The sequence below is a fragment of the Streptomyces sp. NPDC054842 genome (assembly GCF_053611025.1).
Window position 1 is genome coordinate 121,312 of sequence record NZ_JBSGZN010000008.1, and the last position, 19,597, is coordinate 140,908.

19 protein-coding genes are annotated in these 19,597 nt (G+C 72.8%); 13 read left to right on the forward strand and 6 right to left on the reverse strand.

The genetic code is table 11. From position 1 onward, the window contains the following. Window positions 1-52: 52 nt before the first annotated feature. The gene (ku, locus tag ACWGIS_RS08900; protein WP_453361696.1) at window positions 53-1,201 is read right to left on the reverse strand and encodes a non-homologous end joining protein Ku; all 1,149 of its coding nucleotides are present in this window, start codon (window positions 1,199-1,201) and stop codon (window positions 53-55) included. Between the two features lie 51 nt (window positions 1,202-1,252). Here ku and ligD point away from each other — a divergent pair, with 51 nt between their 5' ends. Continuing rightward, on the forward strand, window positions 1,253-2,137 hold the full coding sequence (gene ligD, locus ACWGIS_RS08905) for a non-homologous end-joining DNA ligase (protein ID WP_453361697.1): 885 nt from the start codon (window positions 1,253-1,255) through the stop codon (window positions 2,135-2,137). A gap of 78 nt (window positions 2,138-2,215) precedes the next feature. Here the strand turns inward: ligD and ACWGIS_RS08910 are convergent, their stop codons facing one another. After that, the gene (locus ACWGIS_RS08910; RefSeq protein WP_453361698.1) at window positions 2,216-3,160 is read right to left on the reverse strand and encodes an alpha/beta hydrolase family protein; all 945 of its coding nucleotides are present in this window, start codon (window positions 3,158-3,160) and stop codon (window positions 2,216-2,218) included. Window positions 3,161-3,303: 143 nt separating this feature from the next. Between ACWGIS_RS08910 and ACWGIS_RS08915 the strand changes: the two genes are divergently transcribed. Continuing rightward, a complete protein-coding gene (locus ACWGIS_RS08915) occupies window positions 3,304-3,894 on the forward strand; it encodes a TetR/AcrR family transcriptional regulator (protein WP_453361699.1) in 591 nt (196 codons plus the stop codon). Window positions 3,895-4,519: 625 nt separating this feature from the next. On the opposite strand, the gene ACWGIS_RS08920 is transcribed toward ACWGIS_RS08915, so the two are convergent. After that, window positions 4,520-5,323, reverse strand: coding sequence for a nuclease-related domain-containing protein (locus tag ACWGIS_RS08920; protein WP_453361700.1), 804 nt, complete (start codon window positions 5,321-5,323; stop codon window positions 4,520-4,522). A gap of 117 nt (window positions 5,324-5,440) precedes the next feature. On the opposite strand from ACWGIS_RS08920, the gene ACWGIS_RS08925 reads away from it, so the two are divergent. The 7 genes from ACWGIS_RS08925 to ACWGIS_RS08955 all read left to right on the forward strand — a co-directional run bounded on the left by ACWGIS_RS08925 (window position 5,441) and on the right by ACWGIS_RS08955 (window position 12,636). Further along, complete coding sequence (locus ACWGIS_RS08925) at window positions 5,441-5,947, forward strand: protein-tyrosine phosphatase family protein (protein ID WP_453361701.1); 507 nt, start codon at window positions 5,441-5,443, stop codon at window positions 5,945-5,947. 206 nt (window positions 5,948-6,153) lie between these two features. Beyond that, complete coding sequence (locus ACWGIS_RS08930) at window positions 6,154-6,957, forward strand: hypothetical protein (protein WP_453361702.1); 804 nt, start codon at window positions 6,154-6,156, stop codon at window positions 6,955-6,957. After that, window positions 6,954-8,282 (forward strand): ATP-binding protein, encoded by a 1,329-nt coding sequence (locus tag ACWGIS_RS08935; RefSeq protein WP_453361703.1) that lies wholly within the window; start codon window positions 6,954-6,956, stop codon window positions 8,280-8,282. Before ACWGIS_RS08930 ends, ACWGIS_RS08935 begins: the two co-directional genes overlap by 4 nt. Before the next feature lie 167 nt (window positions 8,283-8,449). Next, window positions 8,450-8,917: an SH3 domain-containing protein gene (locus ACWGIS_RS08940; protein ID WP_453361704.1), complete on the forward strand. Its 468-nt coding sequence runs from the start codon at window positions 8,450-8,452 to the stop codon at window positions 8,915-8,917. Between the two features lie 95 nt (window positions 8,918-9,012). Next, complete coding sequence (locus ACWGIS_RS08945; RefSeq protein WP_453361705.1) at window positions 9,013-10,380, forward strand: FtsW/RodA/SpoVE family cell cycle protein; 1,368 nt, start codon at window positions 9,013-9,015, stop codon at window positions 10,378-10,380. Continuing rightward, complete coding sequence (locus ACWGIS_RS08950) at window positions 10,377-11,834, forward strand: penicillin-binding transpeptidase domain-containing protein (protein WP_453361706.1); 1,458 nt, start codon at window positions 10,377-10,379, stop codon at window positions 11,832-11,834. The genes ACWGIS_RS08945 and ACWGIS_RS08950 overlap by 4 nt, the downstream gene beginning before the upstream one ends. Window positions 11,835-12,108: 274 nt before the next feature. Further along, complete coding sequence (locus ACWGIS_RS08955) at window positions 12,109-12,636, forward strand: DUF3291 domain-containing protein (protein WP_453361707.1); 528 nt, start codon at window positions 12,109-12,111, stop codon at window positions 12,634-12,636. Between the two features lie 12 nt (window positions 12,637-12,648). Here the strand turns inward: ACWGIS_RS08955 and ACWGIS_RS08960 are convergent, their stop codons facing one another. Both ACWGIS_RS08960 and ACWGIS_RS08965 read right to left on the reverse strand, forming a co-directional pair. Beyond that, window positions 12,649-13,557, reverse strand: a complete 909-nt coding sequence (locus tag ACWGIS_RS08960; protein ID WP_453361708.1) for a hypothetical protein — start codon at window positions 13,555-13,557, stop codon at window positions 12,649-12,651. Window positions 13,558-13,585: 28 nt separating this feature from the next. Further along, entirely contained in the window at window positions 13,586-14,695 is a 1,110-nt protein-coding gene (locus ACWGIS_RS08965) for a ferritin-like domain-containing protein (protein ID WP_453361709.1), read from the reverse strand. Window positions 14,696-14,848: 153 nt separating this feature from the next. On the opposite strand from ACWGIS_RS08965, the gene ACWGIS_RS08970 reads away from it, so the two are divergent. The 4 genes from ACWGIS_RS08970 to ACWGIS_RS08985 all read left to right on the forward strand — a co-directional run bounded on the left by ACWGIS_RS08970 (window position 14,849) and on the right by ACWGIS_RS08985 (window position 18,349). Continuing rightward, window positions 14,849-15,778: an AurF N-oxygenase family protein gene (locus ACWGIS_RS08970; protein WP_355793965.1), complete on the forward strand. Its 930-nt coding sequence runs from the start codon at window positions 14,849-14,851 to the stop codon at window positions 15,776-15,778. Between the two features lie 217 nt (window positions 15,779-15,995). Further along, complete coding sequence (locus ACWGIS_RS08975; protein WP_453361710.1) at window positions 15,996-16,721, forward strand: TetR/AcrR family transcriptional regulator; 726 nt, start codon at window positions 15,996-15,998, stop codon at window positions 16,719-16,721. Between the two features lie 10 nt (window positions 16,722-16,731). Beyond that, the gene (locus ACWGIS_RS08980; RefSeq protein WP_453361711.1) at window positions 16,732-17,076 is read left to right on the forward strand and encodes a hypothetical protein; all 345 of its coding nucleotides are present in this window, start codon (window positions 16,732-16,734) and stop codon (window positions 17,074-17,076) included. 103 nt (window positions 17,077-17,179) lie between these two features. Beyond that, window positions 17,180-18,349, forward strand: coding sequence for an NlpC/P60 family protein (locus tag ACWGIS_RS08985; protein WP_453361712.1), 1,170 nt, complete (start codon window positions 17,180-17,182; stop codon window positions 18,347-18,349). Here the strand turns inward: ACWGIS_RS08985 and ACWGIS_RS08990 are convergent. Beyond that, window positions 18,313-19,575 carry a styrene monooxygenase/indole monooxygenase family protein gene (locus ACWGIS_RS08990; RefSeq protein WP_453361713.1) on the reverse strand — a complete coding sequence of 421 codons (1,263 nt, stop codon included), beginning with the start codon at window positions 19,573-19,575 and terminating at the stop codon, window positions 18,313-18,315. The genes ACWGIS_RS08985 and ACWGIS_RS08990 overlap by 37 nt on opposite strands. Window positions 19,576-19,597 lie beyond the last annotated feature (22 nt).

The window sequence follows — 19,597 nt, forward strand, 5'->3', positions numbered from 1 at the left end:
CGGGGCCCGGTGACCGCCAGGCCAGGTACCGCGTACCGGGACCCCGTGACCCTCAGGCCGACGCACGTTTGCGGGGCGCTGCCTTCTTGGTCGGTGTTTTCGCCGTGGTGCCCGTGGTCTTCTTCGCTGCCGTCTTCTTGGACGGCGCCGACTTCTTCTCCGCCGTCTTCTTCGAGTTCTCCGTCGTCTTCTTCGAGGCCGCCGTCTTCGTGCCCGAGTCCTTGGCGGCGGTCGACTTCGCGGCCGTCGTCTTCTTCGCCGGGGTCTTCTTCGCCGTCGAGGTGGACTTCTTGCCGCCGACGTCCTTCGGGGCGGCGCCCGCGGACTTGCGCGAGGCCGTCTTCCTCGCCGGCCGCTTGCGTTCGGTGAGGTGCGTGACCTCCGCGTCCTCCCCCGCCTCCGTCTTTCCGCCCGTGTCCCCGCCGCGGGACTCCTTCGCGGCGCGCACACTCTTCTCCAGCGCCGCCATCAGGTCGAGCACCTTGCCGCCGGACTTCTCGTCCGCCGGCGGGCCGGGCGCCTCCCCGCCGGCGGCCTTGGCGGCGATGAGTTCCTCGACCGCCTCGCGGTAGTCGTCGTGCAGCTCTTCGAGGTCGACCTCGCCGAGGGTGTCCATCAGGGCGTCGGCCAGGTCCAGTTCCTGGTCGCGCACGGTGACACCGGCGTCCGGGGCGACCCCCTCCGGCGCGCGGATCTCGTCCGGCCAGAGCAGGCCGTGCATGGCGACGACGTCGTCGACGACGCGCAGCATGCCGAGGCGCTCCCGGCCGCGCAGGGCGAACTTGGCGATGGCGACCTTGTTGCTGCGCTTCAGCGCCTCGCGCAGCAGGGTGTACGGCTTCGCGGCGGGGACCCCGTTCGCGGAGAGGTAGTACGCCGTGTCCATCTGGAGCGGGTCGATCCGCTCGGCCGGCACGAAGGCGACGATCTCGATGGTCCTGGCCGTGGGGATCGGGAGCTGGGCCAGGTCGTCGTCGGTGATGGGGATGATCGTGCCGTCGGCGTCCTGGTAGCCCTTGCCGATCTCACCCGTCGTGACCTCGCGGTCCTCCAGTTCGCAGACCTTGCGGTAGCGGATGCGGCCGCCGTCCTCCAGGTGGATCTGGCGGAACGAGATCGAGTGGTTCTCGGTGGCGTTGACCACCTTGATCGGGATGCTGACCAGGCCGAAGGAGATGGCGCCGTTCCAGATGGATCTCACGTGCCGTACCTTTCCGGTCGTTATCAGCCGGTTTCGTGGGATTCTCATCGTATGACGCCGATTACCGAGGTGGAGGGGCGACGGCTCACGCTGAGCAACCTGGAGAAGGTCCTGTATCCGGCGACCGGCTTCACCAAGGGCGAGCTGCTGCACTACTACGCCACCAACGCCGGCGCGCTGCTGGCGCACCTCCGGGCCCGGCCGCTGTCCTTCCTCCGCTACCCGGACGGCCCGGACGGCCAGGTCTTCTTCGCCAAGAACGTGCCGCCCGGTACGCCCGGCTGGGTCACCACGGCCGAGGTCCCCCGTTCGGAGGGGCCCGCCCGGATGGTCATCGTGCAGGACCTGGCCAGCCTAATGTGGGCCGCGAACCTCGTCACGGAGTTCCACACGCACCAGTGGCGGATCGAGACTCCGGGACTCGCCGACCGGATGGTCTTCGACCTCGACCCGGGGGCGCCCGCGACCGTCGTCGAGTGCTGCGAGGTCGCGCTGTGGCTGCGGGACCGGCTGGCGGCGGACGGGATCGAGGCGTACGCGAAGACGTCCGGGTCGAAGGGGCTGCATCTGCTCGCGGGGATCGAGCCGACCCCGTCGGAGGCCGTCACGGCGTACGCGAAGAGGCTCGCCGTGGAGGCAGAGGCGGCGCTGGCCGGGCGGGTCACCCACCGCATGACGCGGAGCCTGCGGCCCGGCAAGGTGTTCGTCGACTTCAGCCAGAACGCCGCCAAGAAGACGACCGCGACCGCGTACACGCTGCGGGCGCGGGCCGAGCCGAGCGTCTCCGCGCCGGTGACGTGGGACGAGGTCGCGGAGTGCACCGACCCCGGTCACCTGGTGTTCCTGGCCGCCGACATCGAGCCCCGCCTCGAACGGTACGGCGACCTGCTGGCGCCGCTGCTGGATCCCGGCCACGCTCGGGCGCTCCCCGCGTGAGCCCTCGGCGGACGTGAGCCGTCGGCGGACGGGGGACTATCGGGCGCCCGGACCGGTCGGCGTAGTCCAGGGCGTCGTCTACTTGCTCCGGAGGCGGCCCAGCGGGTCCGGGGTGTCGCGCAGTACGGCGACCGCCCTGGGCCAGCTGTCGTCCTCGGGGGTCAGGGCCGTGCGCAGATAGGCCCAGGTGAGGTGCTGGAGCAGGGCGACGCGCCCGGGGCTCGCGTCCGTCGTCTCGGCCGCGTCGTAGCCGGAGACGCCGCCCAGCGAGTGCTCCGCCCCGAAGAGGGTGAGCAGGCTCTTGCTTCCCGGGCTGAGGACGTACGGGTCGGTGAACCAGTCGGGGCCCCGGGTGGTCAGCGCGGACCGGTCCTGGTCCCCCGCGACGACGAGCGCCGGCTTCTTCATCTCGTCGAAGGACGGGTTCATGAAGGGGAAGTGCTCGGCGGCGAACGGGGACAGGTCCGCGCCGCCCCTGCCGGTCAGGGCGAGCAGCACACCCGCCGTCACCCGGGGGTCGGACATGTCCTCCCCCGGAACCCCCTCGGCGTCCAGGACCCGCGCGCCCAGCAGCGCGCTCACCGTCTGGGCTCCCCAGGAGTGGCCCGCCACGGCGACCCGGCTCCGGTCGATCCGGCCGCCGAGGCCCGGTACGGCGGCCTCCAGGGCGTCCAGTTCGTCCAGGACGCGCCGGACGTCCTCGATCCGGAAGCGCCACATGCGCGGCGTACGGGGGTCGTCGGCGGGTATGGCGAGCGTCCTGGAGTCGAGGTGGGTGGGCTGGAGGACGGCGAAGCCGTGGGCGGCCCAGAAGTCGGCCAGCGGGGCGTAGCCGTCCATCGACGAGCCGTAGCCGTGGGAGAGGACGATCACGGGCAGTCCGCCGCCGGTCGCGGGCGCGGACACCCGGACCTGGAGGTCCTCACCCCGGCCGGGGGCCGGGAGGATCACGGGTTTCGCGGAGACGACCGTGGTGGACGGTCCCGCGAGGTCGGACAGGGTCGCGGTGTTCGAGTCGGGCATGGCCGTACGTCCTTCGGTTTCGGAGCAGGGCGTGACTTGGTCACGGGTACGCGCTCTGCCATCATGAGCAAACGGAACCTCGTTCCGGAAACGATACGGAACAACGTTCCGCTTTAGCAAGCGCGAGGTGGAAGGAGTGCGCGGTGAGCGACGGCGACGAGGGCGCGGGGCGGCCCGCCCGGTCCAAGCGGAGGGACGCGCGGCGCAACGAGGGGACCCTGCTCGACGCGGCCGCCGCGGTGTTCGTGCGGTCCGGCGTGGAGGCGCCCGTGCGGGACATCGCCGCCGAGGCCGGGGTCGGCCTCGGCACGATCTACCGGCACTTCCCGACCCGGGCGGACCTCATCATCGCCGTCTACCGGCACCAGGTGGAGGCGTGCGCCGAGGCGGGACCGGCGCTGTTGGCCGACAGCGCCGGCCCGTATGCCGCGCTGGGCGAGTGGATCGACCGGTTCGTGGACTTCCTCGTCACCAAGCACGGGCTCGCGGCGGTGCTGCGGTCCGACAGCGCCGGGTTCGAGGCGCTCCACGCGTACTTCCTCGACCGGCTCGTGCCGGTGTGCGGGGAGTTGATCGCGGCCGCGGCGGCCGCCGGGGAGATCCGGAACGACGTGCAGCCGCTCGAGTTCATGCGGGGGGTCGGGAACCTCTGCATCGGAGCGGACAGTGACGCGCGCTATGACGCGCGGCGGCTGGTGAGGCTTCTCGTCGCGGGGCTCCGCCGGACGCCTTGAGGAAAGTTGCGGGCGCTCCCTCGGCCTCTCACCGCCGGGCGCCGTGATCCGCGTTCGGGGGACGAGATGGCGGGCGCGGCACCTACGCCGGTGCCGCCCGCGCGGGCCGACTTCCCCAGGTACGCCTAGCACCACCCGCGAGGCCCCACACACCCAAGGTCACCAGCGCTCTGCATTTCGGGTCGGCGAGTCCAGCGCCTCGGGATGCCGCCCGTGGGCCCACTCCCCCGACGTACATCCAGCCCCCGGCGCCGGGGCAGGGCGGCGAACCCGGCGGCGGCGGGTTGCCGCCTGCGCCCGCCCTCCCCCACTCTCGCCTCCGCTCAAGCGGAGGAACCCCCATCGCCCCGAGCGGCACGCACGCCCGCACCGGGACCACCGGGCCCGCGCCCCCGCGCCTCGGCCGCCATCGACCCGCAGCCGCGATCCGGCGGAAGGGGCCGTGCCGGTACATCAGATGGCCGTCGGGTACGGGACGTACGCAACCGAGCAACGCTGGTGACCGACGCCGACACCAACTACCGACGGCCGGATGTACCGGCCCGGCCCCGACCCACCCACCGCCGTACAGCGCCCCGACGGACACCGCGGGACACCGCACCCACGCCCGCCCGCCCCCGTCAGTTCACACGCGTGACCACGTCCGGCGGTCCCTTGCCATCGCGTGGAGCGCCTCCACGTCCGCCGGTTTCAGGACGCCGCCGAGGCGGGCCAGGGACGGCACGTCCGTGTCCCGCAGGATGCGGACCGCGCGCGGCGCGGCGGTCACCGTCACGGCGCTGGGTCCGGCCGGCACGAGTACGGGGTGGACCTCGGCCGTGAGGGCGTAGGACGCGCGGTCCGCCTCCGCCCGTACCGCCCGCAGCAGCGGATACGGCTCCCGGCGGCCGACGGTCACCATGGGATCGGCGACGAGGACGCGCTGCTTGCGGGCGTACAGCGTCCGCACGGAGAACAGTCCCCCGGGGCCGATGACGAGGTGGTGGATGCGGTCGCCGCCGGGGAGCGGCACCGAGTGCAGCGTGTGCCACCCCGCGCCCTCCAGCCCGTCCAGCGCCTCCCCCACCGCCTGTTCGGTGGCCAGCGCCCGCCGCCGCGGATCGGCCCGCAGCCGGTGGGCGGGCCCGGGGTCGCGGTCGAGGGCGACCAGCAGCGCCTCGCCCGGCCGGTTGGGCGCCAGGTCGTCGTCGGGATGCAGGGTGAGCCGGGCGAGCTCGGCGGGCGTCGGGACGGGCGGCGGTCCCACCGTCACCGGCCCGGTGAGGAAGGGCCCGAGCGCGTCGAGCACGTCCTCGCGCCGGTCCTCGCTGAGCAGGTTCACCCGGGCCGCGTCCCTGTCGTACCAGGCGACGTTCCTGCCGTCCGTGTGGCAGACGTACAGCCGCTCCCGGCCGTGCCGCCAGGTCGGTATGACGCGCAGTCGGTTCATGCACCATCACCCCATGACCATGGGAACAGGAGGGGTGCTCCAGGGGCAAGAAGCCGGTTACCTTTGGGAGGACTTGGCAGGGCCTGAGGCCTCGCAGGCCGTGAGGGGGAGGCACCTTTGCGCACCCGCGGGAAGCACTCCGACGTACCGGTTCCGGGCAGCCCGTGGAGCGAGATCGTGCCGGGGCTGTGGATGGGCGGCCACGAGTTCAGGGCGAACTCGGGGCAGCACGAGTTCGCGGTGGTCCACGACGAGTTCGACGTGGTCCTGACGCTGCTGCGGCTTCCCGGGCACGGTCCGGACCCGGGCGTGGAGCACCACGTGTGGCCGATCCCGGACGGCCCCCTGGACGGTACGCAACTGGCGGGCGTGATGCGCCTCGCGCAGACCGCGTGCGAGGCGCTCGACGAGGGCCGGCGGGTGCTCGTCCGCTGCTACCACGGCTACAACCGCTCGGGGCTCGTCGTGGCGCACGCCCTCGTCCGCGCAGGTCACGCCCCCGAGGACGTGATCCGGCTCATCCGCTCGCGCCGTTCGCCCTGGGCGCTGCACAACGAGCTGTTCGTGGAGTACCTGCGGGCGGGGCTCGCGACGGCGCGGCTGCTGGAGGAACTCACCGAGTGACCGGTGTCCGGTGACCGGACCGGGCAGGCGACGGCGGACAGGCGGCCGTGTCGGCGGCCGACGGCGTCGGCGTCGACGCCGGGTGGACATACCGGGCTTTCCCGCGAAGAGCGCATACAACGCGAATAGGGTGTAGCGGGCGGCGGCGACCGGTTCCGTCGCCCGACGACCCGCCGGGGCGAGGCCGGCCCGCACGCAGGAGCGCAGTGACACCCGACCGCCCGCACCGCCACCGCCAGCCCCACCCTCACCACTACGGTCACCGCCTGGACGACGCCCGCCCCCGCCGAGCCACCCCGGCGGGCCCGCGCACCGCCACCGCTCTCGCCGCGCTCACCGTCCTCCTCCTGGTGACCGGCACGGCCTGCGGCGACGCCGGTGACCTGCGCGGGGCCGGGGCGACACCGACGGCCGTCGGACCGACCCGGCTCTGGCCCGAGGTGCCGCCCGCCTCGACGCCCGCGCTCGACTACGGGGAGGCGGACACCGAGACGGTCGCAGGCGTGACCGCGCCGGGCGACGACATCCACCGGGTGGACCCGCTCGACGTGGTGCGCGCGGAGGTGGCCGCGCATCCGGACGAGTACACCGGCCCGCACGCCCTGTACGCCGAGACCGCCGACCGCCTGGAGGACTGCGGCGGCAAGGGCGCGGGCGGCGCGAGGTGCCCGGTGCTGCGGGCGTACTACCGGGACCTCACCGGCGACGGTAAGGACGACATGGTGCTGGGCATCCGCTTCCCCGGGAACCAGTTGGCGGTGCGGGTGTACACGTTCACGAGGCACGAGCTGGTCCAGATCATGGGGACCTCGGACAGCACGGCCGGGGTCGAGCTGGCGGGCCGGGCCGTGATCATCCGCTCGCCGTCGACGCTGCCGGGATACGAGTACCGGACGGTGTGGACGTGGGACCGGCACCAGCACGCGATGCTGGCGACCCGGGACGAGATCCTGCGGGTGGGGACCCCGCGGCCGACGAGGTCGCCGGTGCCGTCCGAGAGCGCCTCGTGAGACCGGCCCTGCCGCGGTGGACGGCCACCCTCACCTGGAAGGCGGCCGCGTTCATCACCGTGATGTGCTGCGCGCTCGCCGCGCTCCTCGGCCTGCTGGTCCACGTCTCGGTGACCAATCACACCGTCGGCGAGGCGCGGGAGCAGGCGCTCGACCGGCTCACCGCGGTGACTGAGGCGTACGAGGCCGGGGACCGGCTGCCGCCCGGCGCCGGCGTCGGCCTCCCGGGACTGCCCGCGCCGCTGGAGACGCTCGCGGCGGGCGGGCGGCGCGGCACGATGGTCGGCGACCACGACCCGCGCCCCACCATGTGGGCGGCGGGGCCGGCCGGCGGCGGGCGGGCGCTGGCCGTCCGGGTGGACTACGCGCAGGGCGCCCACACCATCGACGCGCTGGACAGGGCGATCGTCTGGTCCTCGACGCTGGCGATCGGGGCGACGCTGCTGGTGGGCGCGTTCGCGGTGACGCGGGTGACCCGGCGGCTGCACGGGACGGCGCGGGTGGCCCGGCGGATCAGCGCGGGCGACCTGGACGCGCGGGTGGACGACCCGCGTACGAAGGATCCGACGCGGCGGCAGGACGAGGTGGCCGCGGTCGCCGGGGCCCTGGACACGATGGCGTCGACGCTCCAGGGCAAGCTGCTGAGCGAGCAGCGGTTCACGGCGGACGTGGCGCATGAGCTGCGCACGCCGCTGACGGGGCTGCACGCGGCGGCGGAGCTGCTGCCTCCGGGCCGTCCGACGGAGCTGGTCCGCGACCGGGTCGCCGCCCTGCGCACGCTCACCGAGGACCTGCTGGAGATCTCCCGCCTGGACACCGGGGGCGAGCGGCTGGACCTGGACGCGCTGTGGCTCGCGCCGCTGGCCGGGCGGGTGGCGTGGGGGTCGGGCACGGAGGTCCGCGTCGTCCGGGACGTCTGCGTGGAGACCGACCGGCGCCGGCTCGAACGGGTGCTCGGCAATCTGGTCGCGAACGCGCACAAGCACGGGCGGGCGCCGGTGATGCTGACCGTCGACGGTCCGGTGGTGACCGTGCGGGACCACGGCGACGGGTTCCCGGAGTACCTCGTGGCGCACGGCCCACAGCGGTTCCGCACGGAGGGGGGTGCCCGGGGGCACGGGCTGGGGCTGACGATCGCGCTGGGCCAGGCCGAGGTGCTGGGCGCGCGACTCGGTTTCGCGAACGCCCCGGACGGCGGCGCGATCGCGACGCTGACCCTCCCCCGGGAGGTGGCGACTCCCCCGGGCACGGACCCGCCGGTCCCGGGCCGGCTCCCCGGATCAGCCTCGGGGCCGACACCGGGCCTGCCCCCTACCGAGACCTGACCCGTCCCGTCCCCGACCGAGGCGGGGCTCAGCCCTTGACCCGGCCCGGCCCCCGCTCCCGTCGTGACCCCCCGCCCCTCCCCGATGGCTCACTGTGACGGGCGCGGCGACACGCCCGCTCCTAGTGTGGCGAACAGTCAGCCTCGTCCCGTCTTGGAGGAGCCACCATGACCCTGCGGTCCACACTCACCCGCCTGGGCATAGCCGCCGCCGGCGGTGCCCTCGTCACCCTGGCCGCCACGACCTCGCCGGCCGTCGCGGACGACTGGGACGCCGACTCCGGCGCGAGTCAGCTCAGCGGCAGCCAGGAGTACGACGACAGCCAGGGCCGGCACGAAGGCGGCCAGAACTGGAACAACAGCGGCCGCGACTGGAACCACGACGGCAACCACAGCCCCCGCCTCTACAAGGGCCGGGTCACCGCCCGCGGCGGACTGGTGCTGCGCGACGCCCCGACGCGCGGCAGCGCGGTCATCCGGGTCGAGCCGTACGGTGCGACCGTCCACATCTTCTGCAAGACGCGCGGCGAGTGGGTCGGCGGGAACAACCTCTGGTACCTCCTGACGGACGGCACCTGGGCCTGGGGCTCGGCGAAGTACATCGACAACATCGGCGCGGCCCCCCGCTGGTGCTGACCGGGCGTCCCGCACCGGGGCCCGAGGTCCACCACATTGGCCCGATTCCCGCGACATAACGGGACATCACGCCCCTCGCTTGCTACGTTCCGGACATGATCGAGGCCGGAACGACCGTGGCAGCGGATCCGCCCCCCTCCGCCGTACGGCTGCCCCGGCGCCGTGGCGTCGAGTTCTCCCTCATCGTGGTCGCCGTCCTGCTGTCGGTGTACGGCTACTGCGCCGTGGGTCTCGCGCAGCACGGCACCGTCCCGCCCGGCGCCGCCGGTTACGGCGCCGGGCTCGGCGTGCTCGCGCTGCTGGCGCATGTCGCGGTGCGGCTGCGGGCGCCGTACGCCGACCCGGTGCTGCTGCCGATCGCCGTGCTCCTCAACGGGCTCGGCCTGGTGCTGATCTACCGGCTCGACCTGGAGACGCCGCGCGACCAGGCGGCCACCACTCAGCTCGTCTGGTCCACGCTCGGTGTCGCGTTCTTCACCGTCGCCGTGGTGGTGCTGCGGGACCACCGGGTGCTCCAGCGCTACACCTACGTCTGCGTGGTCGCCGCGCTCGCCCTGCTCACGCTTCCGATCTTCTTCCCGTCGGTGAACGGGGCCCGGATCTGGATCAGGGTGGCCGGATTCTCCTTTCAGCCGGGCGAGTTCGCGAAGGTGCTGCTCGCGGTGTTCTTCGCCGGCTACCTGGCGGCGAACCGGCACGCGCTCGCGTACTCGGGCCGGCAGGTCTGGCGGTTCACCCGGCTCCAGCTGCCGACGGGGCGGGTGCTCGGCCCGATCGTCGCGATCTGGCTGCTGAGCGTGGGCGTCCTGGTCCTGGAGCGGGACCTCGGCACCTCGCTCCTCTTCTTCGGCCTCTTCGTGATCCTGCTGTACGTGGCCACGGGCCGCACCGGGTGGATCGCGGTGGGCCTGCTGCTCGCGGTGGTCGGCGCGGTCGCCGTGGGCCGGCTGGAGCCGCACGTGCACAGCCGGGTCGAGGACTGGCTGCACCCCTTCGCGTCGATCGACGCGGGCCAGGGTCCGAACCAACTCGCCCAGTCCCTCTTCGCGTTCGCGGCCGGCGGGGTGACGGGCACCGGTCTCGGGCTCGGTCACTCCATCCTGATCGGCTTCGCCGCCAAGTCGGACTTCATCCTGGCGACGGCGGGCGAGGAGCTGGGGCTGGTCGGGCTCTGCGGGATCTTCGTGCTGTACGCGCTGCTGGTGGAGCGCGGCTACCGAGCGGGACTCGCGCTGCGCGACCCCTTCGGGCGGCTGCTGGCGATCGGTCTCGCCTCGATCCTGGCGTTGCAGGTGTTCGTGATCGCGGGCGGGGTGACCGGGCTGATCCCGCTGACCGGGATGGCGATGCCGTTCCTCGCCCAGGGCGGCTCCTCGGTCGTCACCAACTGGATCATCGTGGCGCTGCTCATCCGGATCAGTGATTCGGCGCGCAGCCAGTACGACGGGACGGCGGCGCCGTGACGAGATACATCCGCAGAGCGGCGGCCCTGTGCGCGGTGCTGTTCGTCGCGCTCCTGGTGAACGCCGTGCGCGTGCAGCTCGTCCAGGCGCCGTCGTACGACGGGAACCCGGCCAACCGCCGCGCCACGATCGCGCGCTACGGGCAGCCCCGCGGGGACATCATGGTGGGCGGCAGGCCGGTCACCGGGTCCAAGGACACGGGCGAGCAGCTCCGGTTCGAGCGGACGTACCAGGACGGGCCGCTGTACGCGCCGGTGACCGGGTACGCCTCGCAGATGTACGGGACCTCGCTGCTGGAGAACACGGAGGACGGGGTGCTGTCGGGCGCCGATCCGATGCTGGCCCCGCTGCCCCTGTGGAACGACTTCACGCGCTCCCGCAGCCCCGGCGGCGCGGTGGTCACGACGATCGAGGCGGCGGCGCAGCGGGCGGCCTACGCGGGGCTGGCCGGGCGCCGGGGAGCGGTGGCCGCGGTGGAGCCGTCGACCGGCCGGATCCTCGCGCTGGTCTCGGCTCCGTCGTACGACCCGGGGCGGCTGTCGGGCACGAGTGCGCGGGCGCGGCGGGCGTGGGCCCGGCTGAACGGCGACGAGGCGAAGCCGATGCTCAACCGGGCCATCCGCCAGACGTATCCGCCGGGTTCGACGTTCAAGGTGGTGACGGCGGCGGCGGCGCTGGACTCCGGCACGGTGACGGACCTGGACGCGCGGACGAAGTCCCCGGACCCGTACACGCTGCCGGGGACGACGACCCGGCTGACGAACGAGGTGAAGGGCTGCAAGGACGCCACGCTGCGCTACGCCTTCGAGTGGTCCTGCAACACGGTGTTCGCGAAGCTGGGCGTGGACGTGGGCCTCAAGGACATGACCAGGTCGGTGACGGCCTTCGGCTTCAACGACCGGGGCCTGCGGATCCCGTTCCCGGTCGCGCCGAGCAACTTCGACACGGAGCTGGACCGGGCGCAGCTGGCGCTGTCGTCCATCGGGCAGTTCGACACGCGGGCGACTCCGCTGCAGATGGCGATGATCTCGGCGGCGGTGGCGGGCGGCGGCTCGGTCAGGGCGCCGTACCTGGTGGAGCGGACGACGACCGAGGCGGGCACGACGGTGCGGACCAAGGGCACGCGGGCCGTTCAGCAGGCGATGCGTCCGTCGACAGCGGTGAAGCTACGGCAGATGATGACGGACGTGGTGGAGAAGGGCACGGGTGCGAACGCCGCCATCCCGGGGGCCACGGTCGGCGGGAAGACGGGCACCGCGCAGCACGGCATCGGCAACTCCGGTACGCCGTACGCCTGGTTCGTCTCCTGGGCGCAGGCGGCCGGCGAGATGCAGCCGGCGGTGGCGGTCGCGGTGGTCGTGGAGGACGCGGCGGCCCGGCGCGGTGACATCAGCGGGGGCGGGGACGCGGCGCCGATCGCCAGGGCGGTGATGAAGGCCGTGCTCGACTCCTGAGCGGGGCGGGCGCGGGGCGCGGCGACGCCAACTCGCGGGCGGAGCTTGTGCATAGTGCGGCGGCGCCATCGTGCGGGCGGAGCTTGTGCGTAGTGCGGCGGCGCCAACTCGTGGGCCGAGCCCGGGCGGAGTGCGGCGGCGGCTCGTGGGCGGGCCCGTGCGAGGGGACGGCGGCGACTCGTGGGCGGAGCCCGTGCGGGGCGGGGCAGGCTCGGCGCCCAGTGCGTGAGACGGGGCTGGAAGTCCTCCCGGGAACCGACCTAACGTTCGGTACATGACCGAATCAGCCGCGTACGAAGCCTCGCACCCGACCCTCTACGAACTGGCGCAGGTCAACATCGCCCGTCTCAAGGCACCTTTGGATTCACCGCAGTTGAAGGACTTCGTGGACGCCCTCGACCCGGTGAACGCCGCCGCGGACGAGGCTCCGGGGTTCGTCTGGCGGTTGCAGGACGACTCGGGCAACGCGACGGACGTCCCCGTCCTCGGCGACGACTGGCTCATCGTCAACCTGTCGTCGTGGCGCGACACGGACGCGCTGACCGCGTTCATGTACCAGGGGCGGCACCGGGAGATGCTGGCCCGCCGCCGCGAGTGGTTCGAGCGGCTCCAGGAGGCGGTCACGGCTCTGTGGTGGGTGCCGGCAGGCCATCGCCCGACGGTGCGGGAGGCGGAGACGCGCCTCCTGCACCTGCGTGAACACGGGCCCACCGCCTACGCGTTCACCCTGCGGACGTCGTTCCCCGCGGGGCCCGCGGGGCCGGCCGGGCTGCCGGCCCCGTCGGTCGCCGCGTCCTCGTGACGCGGCGCCGGGTCAGCCGATCGGCTTCCTGATCTCGGAGCGCACCTTCAGCGCGGTCTCGGCGGCCGCCTCCAGGTCCACGTCGGAGGGGTCCTTCGTCATGGTCGCGGCGGTGATCTCGGCGACGGAGGCGCCGGTGTTGCCGTCCACCCAGCCACACATGGGGATGGTCATCTTGGTGCCCAGCTGCTCCTTGGTGAGCACCTGGCAGGTGATGGTGGTGTCGGAGCCGGAGGGCTTGAAGTCCTTCGGCGGTACGGCGACCTCGGCGCCGTCCGAACCGGCGGCGCCCTCCATCATCTTGTCGCGGGCGGTGCCGGTGTTCTTGAACCGGCCGTACATGCCCGAGATGACGACGTTGCCCTTGGTGGCGTCGCCGCCGAGGCTGTACTGGCCGACCACGGCGGTGACGTCCCGCGCGTCCCAGGCGCCGTCCGCCTCGCCCTCGACCTTGGAGCCCTCGGAGTCGGAGAGGTCCTGGGCGAGTTCGTAGCGCTCGTCGAGCAGGGTCTTGGGCAGGGTGAGCTTGTACTCGGCGTCGGGGAAGCCGGCGTCGGTCTTCGAGCCGACCACCGCGAGCGCCACCACGATGACGACGACGAGGGCGACGACTCCGCCGACGATGCCGAGGACGAGACCGACCCGGCGCTTCTTCGGCGGGGGCGCCATCGGGGGCGCGCCCCAGCCGTGGGGCTGCTGGCCGGGCGCGCCGTACGGGGCCTGCGGCGGCGCTCCGTAGGGCGCGGCCTGCTGGCCGTAGGGGCCCGGCTGCTGCCCGTAGGGCGCGGCGGGCTGCTGGCCGTAGGGACCCTGGGGCGGCTGCCCGTAGGGGTCCGGACCCTGGGGCTGCTGCCCGTAGGGGCCTTGGGGCTGCTGCCCGTACGGGTTCTGCGGATGCTGGGGCGGTGGAGGCGTGGACACGCCAGAACCGTACTCCAGACGGGTGACGTCAGGACTCGGCCGCCCCCGCTTCGATCGCCTCCCGCACCTCCGCCACGCGCTCCTGCTCCTCGGCCGCGAACCGTTCAGCGTCGAGTTTCTCGGCGATCTCCTCGTCCTGGGCCATGAGGAGGTCCAGGTTCGCGTTGCCCATCTCGAAGACGCCCATGTCCACGTAGGCCTGCTGGAGGCGCTTGCCCCACAGGCCGATGTCCTTGACGCAGGGGACGATGCGGCTGAAGAGCAACTGGCGGAAGAGGTGCAGGAATTCGGACTGCTCGCTGTACTCCTCGGCCTGCGCCTTGGGGATGCCGAAGTTCTCCAGGACCTCGACGCCGCGCAGCCGGTCGCGCATCAGGTAGCAGCCCTCGATGACGAACTCCTCGCGCTCGCGCAGTTCGGCGTCGGTGAGCTGCCGGTAGTAGTCGCGCAGCGCCATGCGGCCGAAGGCCACGTGCCGGGCCTCGTCCTGCATGATGTAGGCGAGGATCTGCTTGGGCAGGGGCTTGTCCGTGGTGTCCCGGATCATGCCGAAGGCGGCGAGGGCGAGGCCCTCGATGAGGACCTGCATCCCGAGGTAGGGCATGTCCCAGCGGGAGTCGCTCAGGGTGTCGCCGAGGAGCGACTGAAGGTTGTCGTTGATCGGGTAAAGCATCCCGATCTTCTCGTGGAGGAAGCGGGAGTAGATCTCCGCGTGGCGCGCCTCGTCCATGGTCTGGGTCGCCGAGTACAGCTTGGCGTCCAGGTCGGGGACCGACTCGACGATCCGGGCGGCGCAGACCATGGCGCCCTGCTCACCGTGCAGGAACTGGCTGAACTGCCAGGAGGCGTAGTGCTTGCGCAGCTCGCCCCGGTCGCGGTCGGTCATCTTGGCCCAGTACGGCGTCCCGTGGAGGGTCAGTGCCTCGTCCGGGGTGCCGAGCGGATCGTACGGGTCGACCTCCAGGTCCCAGTCGATGCGCTTCTGGCCGTCCCACTGCTTGTCCTTGCCCTTCTGGTAGAGGGCCAGCAGCCGGTCGCGCCCGTCGTCGTACTCCCAGCTGAAGCGTGCCGCTCCGTCGGCCTGCACGGCCCAGAGGGGGTCTCCCGCGTTCATGGCGTAGAGCTCATACGTCGGCATACCTCGCAGGCTCACACGGGGTGGACCCGGGGTCAACAACTCGCGCACAGGGGATTGACGAGCTTGCTGACAAGCAGTCTCATAAGACGTGACCGCCGGTAACCCCGAGGTGTCCGGCACCTGTTCATCCGGTACGACGAGGTGGGAACAGTCATGACGACAGTCACGGAAGCCGATGTGCTGCGCGACGCGCTCGGCCTGCTCAAGGACCGGGAGCAGGTGGCCGAGCGCCTGCTCGACTCTTCCGCCAAGCACTCCTTCGACCCGGACAAGGAGCTGGACTGGGACGCTCCGTTCGAGCCGGGCAAGTGGTTCTGGCCGCCGGAGCTGGTCTCGCTCTACGACACCCCGCTGTGGAAGCGGATGAGCGAGGAGCAGCGCATCGCCCTCTCGCAGCACGAGGCCGCCGCCCTCGCCTCGCTCGGCATCTGGTTCGAGATCATCCTGATGCAGCTGCTGGTGCGGCACATCTACGACAAGGCGGCGACGAGCGCCCACGTGCGGTACGCGCTCACCGAGATCGAGGACGAGTGCCGCCACTCGAAGATGTTCGCGCGCCTGATCAGCCGGGGCGGGACGCCGTACTACCCGGTCAGCCGGGTGCACCAGAACCTGGGCCGGCTCTTCAAGACCGTCTCCACCACCCCCGGCTCGTTCACCGCGACGCTGCTGGGCGAGGAGGTGCTCGACTGGATGCAGCGCCTGACCTTCCCGGACGAGCGCGTGCAGAGCCTCGTCCGCGGTGTCACGCGCATCCACGTGGTCGAGGAGGCCCGCCACGTCCGGTACGCCCGTGAGGAGTTGCGCCGCCAGATGATGACGGCCCCCCGCTGGTCCCAGGAGTTCACCCGGGTCACCTCCGGCGAGTTCGCCCGCGTGTTCTCGCAGGCGTTCATCAACCCCGAGGTCTACACGAACGTCGGCCTCGACCGGCGCGAGGCCGTCGCCCAGGTGCAGGCCAGCGGCCACCGGCGCGAGGTCATGCAGACGGGCTCCAAGCGGCTGACGGACTTCCTGGACGACATCGGGGTGCTGCGCGGGGTCGGACGGCGGCTGTGGAAGTCGTCGGGGCTGCTGGCCTAGCGGACGGCCGACGCACGCGGTGACGCGCGTACCGCTCCCCGGCGACGCGCGTACCGCCCCGCGGTGGCGCACGTACCGCCCCGCGGTGACGCGTACCGCCCTGCGGTGACGCGCCCCCCGGCGACCGGCACGCCGTCCGTACGGGCCCGTACCGGGCGGGTCCGGTCCGTGCCCGGTGACGGAGTGCCCCGGTGGGAACACGGTTACGCTGCCGGACATGACCCCGCAGGCTCCCACCCCCGCGTACCGCCGGCTGAGCGTCGAGGAACGGCGCAGCCAGCTGCTCGACGCCGCGCTGTCCCTCTTCGCGCACCGCGCGCCCGAGGAGGTCTCGCTCGACGACGTGGCGGAGGCGGCGGGGGTGTCGCGGCCGCTCGTGTACCGCTACTTCCCGGGCGGCAAGCAGCAGTTGTACGAGGCGGCGCTGCGGTCCGCCGCCGAGGAGCTGGAGCAGTGCTTCGCGGAGCCGCCGGAGGGTCCGCTGACCCGCCGGCTGGCACGGGCCCTCGACCGCTACCTCGCCTTCGTCGACCAGCACGACGCCGGGTTCAGCGCCCTGCTCCAGGGCGGCAGCGTCGTGGAGACCTCGCGGACGACGGCCATCGTGGACGGGGTGCGGCGGGCCGCCGCCGAGCACATCCTCACCCACCTGGAGGTGGCGGACCCGGGGCCCCGGCTGCGGATGACCGTCCGGATGTGGATCACCTCGGTCGAGGCCGCCTCGCTGATCTGGCTCGACGAGGACAAGGAGCCGCCGCTGGACGAACTGCGCGACTGGCTCGTCGAGCAGTTCGTGGCGGTCCTCGCGGCGACGGCGGGCCGGGACGCGCAGGCCGCCTCCGTGGTGCGGGCCGCGCTGGCCCTGGAACCGGCGGACGGCCCGGTGGGCGCGCTGGTCCGGCGCGTGCTGCCCGTGGTCGGCGACGCGGCGCACCTGCTGTGACACTGGTGGCGTGAAGAGCGAAGACACCCCCTTCGAGGGCGGCCCCCTGGACGGCCGTGTCCTGCCCGTCCTGCTCGGCATCACCGGACACCCGCCCAAGGTGTACCGGGTCCCGGTGCCGGACGCCGCGGGCGGTCCGCCGACCGTCCTCGTCTACCGCCGCGTCCAGCGCGCGCACGGCGGCCGGTTCGGGCTGCACCCGGGGTGGAAGTACACGTACGACCCGACGGGCCGGACGGGCGGCGGACCGAGGTGGCCCTGGTCCAGGCCGGACGCCGGCGCACCGACCGGCACCCGTAGGGCCCCGGAGCACGGTGCCACGCCGGGCGGCAAGCCGGACGACGCCGACGAGTGACGCCGTTGGGCCGAACCGCCCACCTTCCGCGCGCGGACCGCGCGCGGTCATCTGATCCTCACGGTGCGGGACGGAGACGCCGCCCCCTCGTGGAGGTGATGACATGTCAGGAAGGTTGCTGCACCTGGTCTGTACGGCGGCGGTGGCGGCCGGCGCGCTGCTCGCCCCCTCCCCCGCCCTGGCCGCTCCCGGCCCCGGCGCGGGCTCCGGCACCGCCGCGCCGGCGCCAGAAGGCCGCTCCCTCACCGCCCTGCTGACGGATCTTCAGAAGCTGTACCGGCAGGCCGAGCAGGCCACCGAGGCGTACAACGCGACCGAGGAGGAGCTGCGGGAGAAGCGGGCCGAGGCGGCGCGGCTGGAGAAGGAACTGGCCGCGGCACGGCTCTCCCTGCACGACAGCCGGGGCGCCGCCGGCCGGCTGGCCCGCCAGCAGTACCAGAACAGCAGCGAGATCTCCCCCTACGTACGCCTGCTGCTCGCCCGTGACCCGCGGCACGCACTCGACGAGGGGCACGTGATCGGGCAGGTGGCGCGGGAGCGGGCCGAGACCCTGGACCGGCTCACCGGTGACGAGAAGCGCACGGACGGGCTGGCGCGGGCCGCGCGCAAGGCCCTGGACGCCCAGCTCACCCTCACCGAGCGGCGGAAGAAGGACCGCGACACGGTCCGGGGAAAGCTGGCCGAGGTCGAGGAGCTGCTCGCCACGCTCAGCGCCGGCCAGCTGGCGCAGCTCGCCGAGCTGGAGAAGTCGGGGGCGGTCAGGGCGCAGCGGACGTTCATGGCGTCGGGTGCGCTCAGCAGCCTGCGCGCGCCGTCGCGGGAGGGCGACAGGGCGCTGCGCTACGCGGTGCGGCAGCTGGGGAAGCCCTACGAGTGGGGCGCCGAGGGCCCGGAGTCGTACGACTGCTCGGGGCTGACCTCGCGGGCCTGGGAGCACGCCGGGCGGCCCATCCCCCGGACCAGCCAGGAGCAGTGGGCCGAGCTGGACCGCGTCCCGCTGGGCGAGCTGCGCCCCGGGGACCTGGTGATCTACTTCCCGGAGGCCACTCACGTCGCCCTCTACCTCGGCGACGGCATGGTGGTGCAGGCGCCGCGGCCCGGCGCGAGGATCAAGGTGTCACCGATCGCGGCGAACCCGGTGCTGGGCGCGGTGCGGCCCGACCCCGGCGGGGAGCCCCTGCGGCGGTTCACGCCGCCGAAGCTCCCCCGGGACGCCACGGACGGGTCCGACGAGGGCTACTCCTTCGCCGCGCCGGTGACCGAGGCGAGGTAGGCCTCGGTCTTCTCCGGCTCGTAGAAGAAGTTCTCGAAGTCCGCCGGGTCGTTGAAGCCGTTGGCGAAGCGGTCCGCGACCGGCTGGAGCTGGCCGGCGGCACCGATCAGGTTCAGGACGTGCTCCGGGGGGACGCCGAGCATCGCGTTGGTCCACTTGGTGACGTGCCGGGCGGTGTCCCAGTAGCGGTCGAAGGTGGCCTGCATCCAGGTCTCGTCGAAGGGCTTGTCGCCCTGCTCCACGATCGAGGCGAGGTACGCGGCGGCGCACTTGGACGCGGAGTTGGAGCCCTGGCCGGTGATCGGGTCGTTGGCGACGACCACGTCGGCGACGCCGAGGACCAGGCCGCCGCCGGGCAGCCGGCCGATGGGGTTGCGGACGGTGGGGGCGTAGCGGCCGGCGAGGGTGCCGTTCGCGTCGGTCAGCTCGACCCTGGTGGCCCGCGCGTACTCCCAGGGCGTGAACTTCTCCATGAGTTCGAGGGTCAGGGAGAGGTGTTCGGCCGGGTCCTTGACGCCGTTGAAGACGTCGAGCGGGCCGCCGGGTATGCCCTCCCAGAAGAGGATGTCGGCGCGACCCGAGGTGGTGAAGGTCGGCATGACGAAGAGCTCGCCGACGCCGGGGACCAGGTTGCAGCGGACCGCGTCGTAGTCGGGGTGCTCGGGGCGCGGGCCCAGTCCGTGGACGTAGGCGACGGCGAGCGCGCGCTGCGGCTCGGTGTAGGGCGAACGCGCCGCGTCGCGGCCGAACATGGAGACCAGCTCGCCCTTGCCGGCGGAGACCAGCACGAGGTCGTAGGTGCGGGAGAAGTAGTCGAGGTCGGAGACCGCGGCGCCGTGTATGACGAGCTGGCCGCCGCGCTGCGCGAAGGTCTCCATCCAGCCGGCCATCTTCACGCGCTGGTCGACGGACTGGGCGTGGCCGTCGAGCTTGCCCACCCAGTCGATCGCCCGCTGGGTGGGACCGGGGTCGTGCGAGCCGGGCGCGGCGACCGAGACGCCGAGTCCCTCGATCTTCGGGGCCTGGGACTCCCAGAAGTTCAGCTGGAGGTCGCGCTCGTGCTGGAGCGCCGTGTCGAACATGCACTGGGTCGACATGACCCGGCCGGACCGGATCTCGTCCGCCGTCCGGTTGGACATCAGGGTGACCTCGTACCCGTGCGACTGGAGGCCGAGGGCGAGCTGGAGTCCGGACTGACCGGCTCCGACGACGAGTATCTTCCGCATGCGGGTCCTTAACTGTGCAGAT

What these genes read in the sequence shown, in the direction of transcription:
- ACWGIS_RS08965 (WP_453361709.1), bottom strand. Translation starts at nt 14,695, where the DNA reads ATGCCGACGTATGAGCTCTACGCCATGAACGCGGGAGACCCCCTCTGG.
- ACWGIS_RS08970 (WP_355793965.1), top strand. Translation starts at nt 14,849, where the DNA reads ATGACGACAGTCACGGAAGCCGATGTGCTGCGCGACGCGCTCGGCCTG.
- ACWGIS_RS08945 (WP_453361705.1), top strand. Translation starts at nt 9,013, where the DNA reads ATGATCGAGGCCGGAACGACCGTGGCAGCGGATCCGCCCCCCTCCGCC.
- ACWGIS_RS08940 (WP_453361704.1), top strand. Translation starts at nt 8,450, where the DNA reads ATGACCCTGCGGTCCACACTCACCCGCCTGGGCATAGCCGCCGCCGGC.
- ACWGIS_RS08910 (WP_453361698.1), bottom strand. Translation starts at nt 3,160, where the DNA reads ATGCCCGACTCGAACACCGCGACCCTGTCCGACCTCGCGGGACCGTCC.
- ACWGIS_RS08955 (WP_453361707.1), top strand. Translation starts at nt 12,109, where the DNA reads ATGACCGAATCAGCCGCGTACGAAGCCTCGCACCCGACCCTCTACGAA.
- ACWGIS_RS08920 (WP_453361700.1), bottom strand. Translation starts at nt 5,323, where the DNA reads ATGAACCGACTGCGCGTCATACCGACCTGGCGGCACGGCCGGGAGCGG.
- ACWGIS_RS08985 (WP_453361712.1), top strand. Translation starts at nt 17,180, where the DNA reads ATGTCAGGAAGGTTGCTGCACCTGGTCTGTACGGCGGCGGTGGCGGCC.
- ACWGIS_RS08975 (WP_453361710.1), top strand. Translation starts at nt 15,996, where the DNA reads ATGACCCCGCAGGCTCCCACCCCCGCGTACCGCCGGCTGAGCGTCGAG.
- ligD (WP_453361697.1), top strand. Translation starts at nt 1,253, where the DNA reads ATGACGCCGATTACCGAGGTGGAGGGGCGACGGCTCACGCTGAGCAAC.
- ACWGIS_RS08990 (WP_453361713.1), bottom strand. Translation starts at nt 19,575, where the DNA reads ATGCGGAAGATACTCGTCGTCGGAGCCGGTCAGTCCGGACTCCAGCTC.